Consider the following 6,231-nt stretch of genomic DNA (forward strand, 5'->3'; position numbering starts at 1 on the left):
TCAGGTAGCTGCGGTCTGGCCTGTCGGCACCGATTCCGTAATCTCCATCGCATTGCGTCCAAGCCGGGCTACTCGACGGACGCCTTGCCGGAACCCAACCTGATCTTCCGTGTCGTCGGCGAGAATCGCGCAAAGCAATTCGTCTGCCGCCTCGCTGGACAACGGATCGAGGTCAATACAGGTGCATCGGCTCTGCGTCAGTTCTTTGGTAACCGTCCTCCCGAAACCCCACAGCGCTGCCTGGGCAACTTCGGTTCTCTCGTGCGAGCCGCCCACCGGTTGGGCGCCGCGAGTCACGAGGAACAGACGACGCGTGGCCTGCAACAGGTTAAGCGCTGCGATCGATCCGTGCCGATGCGCGTTCTCGATATCGTCGAAAGACGTATGGCTATCAAGCCGGTAGTCCAGCGCTTGCAAATGCACTACGCCGTCGTAGGCATCGGGAGATTCGATCGTGGCGCTTTTCAGCAAGACCGTTTTGCAACCCAAAGCGTCGAGGCGCTGTGCCAACGCCACACCGATACCGCCGCGATCCGCCAGAATCGCCCATGTCTGGTCTTGTACGCTGCGTTGCGCGGTAATCTTTTCGTCGTGCCAGGTAAGGTCGTGCAACCAGTCACGCCAGTTGAGCCTCTGCTCACTGATCAGCATGGCAGAATCCACTTGCTGGTATTGGATATCCGCCAACTCCAACACTACCGAGCCATCCTCAGCTATCAACTCGGCGTCTGTACGCGCGGGAGCATGCAAGCGCACGTGACACCATCCCGCGGACGACATCCTCTGCCCGAAATAGGAGAGTGCCGCAACCCGGGTCGGTACAGAAGTACCAGCGGCATCACCGGGAATCAGGGCCGCCAGAGCCTGGAAACAGGCATCCAGAACCGTGGGATGAACCTGAAAACCGGCTGGGTCGGCGACTTGTGGAGCAACTACCAGCCGAAACAACGCTTCGTCGTCGCCAAGCCACACACTTTGAACGACGCTGAAAGCGGGTCCTAATGCGACCGCATGCTCGCCCAGTCTGCGATAGAACGCCTCGCCGGCCATGCTGCCTGGACAGCGCGCCCGAATGGCGTCGAGATCGACGATTCGCGGTACCGCGTCGGCTACGGTTTCAGGAATAGACGCAAACTCGCCCTTAGCATGTAGTGCCCAGGAGGCCGCGTCGCCGGTCCAGCTTGTCAGTCTGAACGCGCGTCGTGCTTCTCCCGGTTCGACGACCAGTTGCACAGTTCGTTGGCCTGGCTTATCCAGCACCAGGGGTTGCGGAAAAGCGACCTGCCGAATCGCGCAGGATGTGCCGCCGGATTCCAGCGTAGCCGCGCCGATCAGCAACGACAGGTGGCTTGCCGCGGGCACCACGGTCACGTTGTAAATCTGATGATCGCCGAGCCACAGCTGATTCGAGGTGCTGAAATCTGTTTCATAGATGGCTTCCTTCACCAACGGTGCGCGAATCCGACGATGCAGCAATGGATGCTCCGCCGTTGCCGGTGCAAATTGATGGGTGGGGAGTGTCCGCCGCACTTGAAAACCATTCGCCAGTCGGTCAGATTCAATCCCGATTGGACGCCGCTCATAGATAGAAGCAGGGACCGGTACCCGGCTGCGGGCGTAGCCGTTATCGAAGCCGCCCCAGTCAACCGGGGCGCCGCGCACGAATAGTTCGGCCAGCGACTCCAGCAGCGACGACCAGCCCGCAGGCCCGACCCCGGCGCCGGCGCCGGCTAGCCACCGGGCTTCGACACCGGGCAGGCAGGCTTTGCCCATGCCGATTAGCACGGGCTTTGGCCCGATCTCGACAAAGGTGTCAACGTGGTCAGCCGCCAACGTCTTCATGCCTTGCTCAAACAGCACAGGCCGCCGCACGTGATCAATCCAATATTGCGCGCTCGCAATCGACGCCCCTGCTCTCGCGCCGTCGAGATTCGACACTAGCCCGAGCAGCGGCGCATTGAAACGGATCTGATGGGCCACGTGTTCAAATTCGCGCAGCATTGGCGCCATGAGCGGCGAATGGAACGCGTGAGATACCGCCAGCGGCTGCACGGCGAAGCCATTTCTTTCCAGCGCCGCTGTTACCTCTCGCACTGCATTGGCTGCGCCTGAAATTACGGTACTGTTCGGTCCGTTGACCGCCGCAATCGAAAGGACATGCCGGAAAGACTCGACATAAGGTGCCACCGCGCTTTGTCCGGCAAATACCGAAACCATCGTGCCGCCGGCGGGCAAAGCACCCATGAGGCGACTGCGCGCTGCAATCAGCCGGAGTCCATCCGCCAGCGTAAATACTTCGGCCGCGCACGCTGCGGCATATTCCCCAACACTGTGTCCCATGACAATGGTCGGTTCAATGCCGAACGACCTCCATAGCCGATAGAGCGCATATTCAAATGCAAACAACGCCGGCTGCGTGTAAGCGGTCTGGTGGATCAGTTTGTCGTTTTGCGGCGAAGGAAACAGCACGTCAAGCAGACGAACGGGTAGTTCGTCCTTTAGAAACACGTCGCAATGGTCGATAACTTCTCGAAAGACCGGTTGAGTTTCGTACAGTTCGCGTCCCATGCCGGCATACTGCGATCCCTGACCGGTGAACAGAAACGCGACCTTCGGGCCGGACTCGCCAGCGACACCGGTGAATACCGCAGCCGATGCACCTTGCTCGAGAAATTCGCCGAGTTGCTGTTGCGAGGCATGACTCGAATTCGCGACCAAAGCCAACCGATGCTGAAACGCCGGTCTTCCGGTATTCGTACTGAAGCAAAAATCGGCAAAGGCAGTATTGGACGTTTCCGACAAAGCATTGCGAGTCGCAATTGTCTGTGACCGCAACGACGCTTTGCTCCTGCCGCAAACAGTCAACAAATGCAGCGGCCGCCGGAACGTTGCCGGATCAGTCGTCAGCAGCGGTGCTTCCTCAAGCACCACGTGACAGTTTGTTCCACTAAATGATAGAGAACTGACGCCCGCCAGACGGCGCCGCTCACCCCGCCGCCACGGCAACGCTTCAACGGCGACCTCGATCGGCAGATCATGCCAGTCAATATGCGGACTCGGGTTGCGAAAATGCAGGTGCGGTGGAATTTCTTCGTGTTTCAAAGCCAGCACGACCTTGATAAAACCTGCGATACCGGCCGCATTTTCGAGGTGACCAAAGTTCGTTTTCACCGAGCCGATTACGAGTGGCTGTTCTCTGGAATGCTGTCCGAATACAGCGCCCAAACTTTTCACTTCGATGGGATCGCCCAGCGAAGTGCCGGTGCCATGCGCTTCCACAAAGCCGACTTGCTCGGGCGAAACCCCGCCGTTTTCGAGCGCTCGTCGGATAACGGCTTCCTGTGCCGGTCCGCTCGGCACGGTCAGGCCTCCGCTGGCGCCATCCTGATTGACTGCGGAACCGCGCACCAGTGCCAGAATATCGTCCCCGTCGTCAATTGCGTCGACGAGGCGCTTCAACACGACCATGCCGCACCCTTCGCCACGTACGTAGCCGTCCGCGGCAGCGTCAAAGGTTTTACAACGGCCGTCCGGCGCGAGCATCCTGGCTCGGCAAAAACTGATGAAAACCTCGGGCGAAATAATGAGATTCACCCCTCCGGCAACGGCCAGTTCGCATTCGCGACGGCGTAAGCTGTCGCACGCCAGATGAATCGTCACAAGTGAAGAGGAACAGGCGGTATCGACTGCAATACTTGGGCCGGTAAAGCCAAAGGTATAGGAGATCCGCCCAGCGCCCACACTACCCGCATTCCCTGAACAAAGATAAGCATCGATACCCTCGTAACCGACTGCATCAAGATAGCTGGCGCCGTACTCGGATTTCGTAATGCCTACCCAGGCTCCTACCTGTCGTCCATATAGCTGGTCCGGTGCGTATCCCGCGTGCTCCAGCGCTTCCCACGTCACCTCTAGCAGCAAGCGCTGCTGAGGATCCAGACTTACAGCTTCGCGCGGAGCGATACCGAAAAATTCGGGATCGAAATCGAGAATCCGCTCAATAAAGCCACCATGCCGGCTATACATCTTGCCTCGTGCCTCGGGATCCGCGTCGAAAAAATCTTCGAGATGCCTGCGGTCGTGTGGAATTTCGGTAATCGCATCGGTGCCGCTACGCAATAATTCCCAATACGACTTCGGGTCAGAGGCATTGCCCGGAAACCGGCATCCCATTCCGACTACGGCAATCGGCTCAGCGCTCGCGAGTGCCAACTGCGTTTCCGTCTTCCTGACTGAATACGCCAATTGGATCGGAGTTAGCCTGGCAAGCCGTTTCAATATTTCGCTCATTAGTGCTGTTTCCTTGCGCCAGCTCGCATGCGTTTCATTGCCAGAATTGCCGTTTCGTCCGTCATCGATTCGACCTTATCGAGAACCTCCGCGATCTCCACTTGCGCCTCTCCGGCTACCGACTCCACATCCGCACCTTCAATCATTCCCGAGGCGGCTTCCGATGGAAAAATCAACGCAGTCAAGTAATTCGACAGCGCTTCGATCGTCGGATAGTCGAACACCAATGTCGAGCCGAATGACTGACCCAATGCGACCTCCAGACGGTTCTTCAATTCGATCGACATAAGGGAATCGAGCCCCAGATCGTAAAATCTGGTTCGCAATCCTATATGACAAGGTGCTGAAAGATGTAGCACGGCGGCGATCTCCTGCCTCAGCAGAGCGATGAGTCCCGCAAGCCGCTCCTTGATCGGCATGTTTCTGAGTTTCGGCAATACCGGGCGGGAGACGCCCGGTTCTCGTGTTACGCCGACGGAATCGTCGTAGAAAGGCGGCAGCGCATAGCCCGGAAAGGCGCGAGAAAACTTCTGCCATTGCATGGAAAGTACAGCAACCTGGGGCTCTCCCGAGCTCAATATGTGCTCCATGGCATGCAGTGCCGCAGCGGCATCCAGGGCCTCAATGCCACGTTCCTCCCAGCGTCCCGCCGCGCTGCCCGCAACGTTCGCCGCCATCCCTGTGCCAGCCCAAGGGCCCCAGTTAATACTGGTTCCGGCCAACCCCTGACTGCGCCGGAAATGCGCCAGCGCATCAAGGAACGCATTGGCTGCTGCATAGGGCGCCTGCCCGGGGGGGCCTAGTACAACATCCCGCAATTACTTTTAATAATTGATTGCATGGTTTATCCTGGCGGTATGAGTCGAGGACGCCATGCAACGCCAGTGAAGCTGGCCAGAAAGGAAAGACAGGAGCTGCAGTCGCTGATCCGACGCACGACGGCTGCACAGCGCGATGTGACACGGGCACGCATCGCGTTAATGGCTCACGAGGGCTACACGAGCGCGGCGATCTCACAGGAACTGGGCGTGTCCGTGCAGACCGTCAGCCAGTGGCGCCAGCGCATTGCGCGGCAAGGCGCGCAGGGGATTCGGGAGGCAGAGCGCAGTGGTCGTCCGCCGCGCATCACGCAGGAGACGCGGCTGCAGCTGATCGCACTGGCGTGTGAAGTGCAGGAAGCGCAAGGTCGGGCCACGCCGACGCTCGATGAGATTGTGACGCGTGCAGTCGAGCGAGGGATCGTCGAACAAATCAGTCGCAGCCATGTGCAGCGCATCCTGCAGGCTGGCGACGTTCGCCCGCATCGGGTGCAGCAGTGGCTGCATAGTCCGGATCCGGCGTTTCGCGAGAAGGTCAACGTGATCTGCAAGCTGTACCGCAAGGCGCCGAAGAATGCGGTGGTACTGAGTATTGACGAGAAGACCGGCATCCAGGCCATCGAGCGCAAGCATCCAGGGCGCGCCCCGGCAGCCGGACGGTTGCGCCGCCGGGAATTTGAATATATCCGTCACGGTACGCAGTCGCTGATTGCCGCGCTGGATGTTCATACCGGACGGGTACTGGGAAGCTGCCGCGACCGGCGTACCCAAGACGACCTGGTGACTTTCATGGACAGTGTGGCAGCCGCGTATCCGGGCAAGCAGGTGCATGTGATCTGGGATAATCTGAACACGCATCGCGCCCAGGCCGTGTGGCAGGCATTCAATGCGCGGCACGATGGACGGTTTCATTTCCATTTCACCCCTTTGCACGCGAGCTGGGTGAACCAGATCGAACTGTGGTTTGGGCTCTATACGCGCCGTGTGCTACGTCACGCCAGCCACACCAGCACGGCGCATCTTCGCGAGCGTACAGAGCAGTTCATCCGCGAGCGCAACCAGACGGCACGTCCCTTCAGATGGACTTTCCGCGGCTACCCGTTGCAAACTGGCGCATCCTGAA

Annotated in this window: 3 protein-coding genes and 1 pseudogene; 1 reads left to right on the plus strand and 3 read right to left on the minus strand. The window is 59.3% G+C overall.

Going from position 1 to position 6,231, the window contains the following annotated elements; genetic code table 11:
• The 3 genes and pseudogenes from P0D84_RS09740 to P0D84_RS09750 form a co-directional block, all read right to left on the minus strand.
• A complete protein-coding gene (locus P0D84_RS09740) occupies positions 1-4,290 on the minus strand; it encodes a type I polyketide synthase (protein WP_408335435.1) in 4,290 nt (1,429 codons plus the stop codon).
• Positions 4,290-4,967 (minus strand): acyl carrier protein, encoded by a 678-nt coding sequence (locus P0D84_RS09745; protein ID WP_408339750.1) that lies wholly within the window; start codon positions 4,965-4,967, stop codon positions 4,290-4,292. The genes P0D84_RS09740 and P0D84_RS09745 overlap by 1 nt, the downstream gene beginning before the upstream one ends.
• Positions 4,968-4,988: 21 nt before the next feature.
• Positions 4,989-5,108, minus strand: a pseudogene (locus tag P0D84_RS09750) (KR domain-containing protein); the annotation flags it as partial.
• Between the two features lie 39 nt (positions 5,109-5,147).
• Here P0D84_RS09750 and P0D84_RS09755 point away from each other — a divergent pair.
• Positions 5,148-6,230, plus strand: coding sequence for an IS630 family transposase (locus P0D84_RS09755; protein ID WP_211709225.1), 1,083 nt, complete (start codon positions 5,148-5,150; stop codon positions 6,228-6,230).
• Position 6,231 lies beyond the last annotated feature (1 nt).

The organism is Paraburkholderia sp. RL17-337-BIB-A (assembly GCF_046025895.1).
Taxonomy (GTDB): Bacteria; Pseudomonadota; Gammaproteobacteria; order Burkholderiales; family Burkholderiaceae; genus Paraburkholderia; species Paraburkholderia fungorum_C.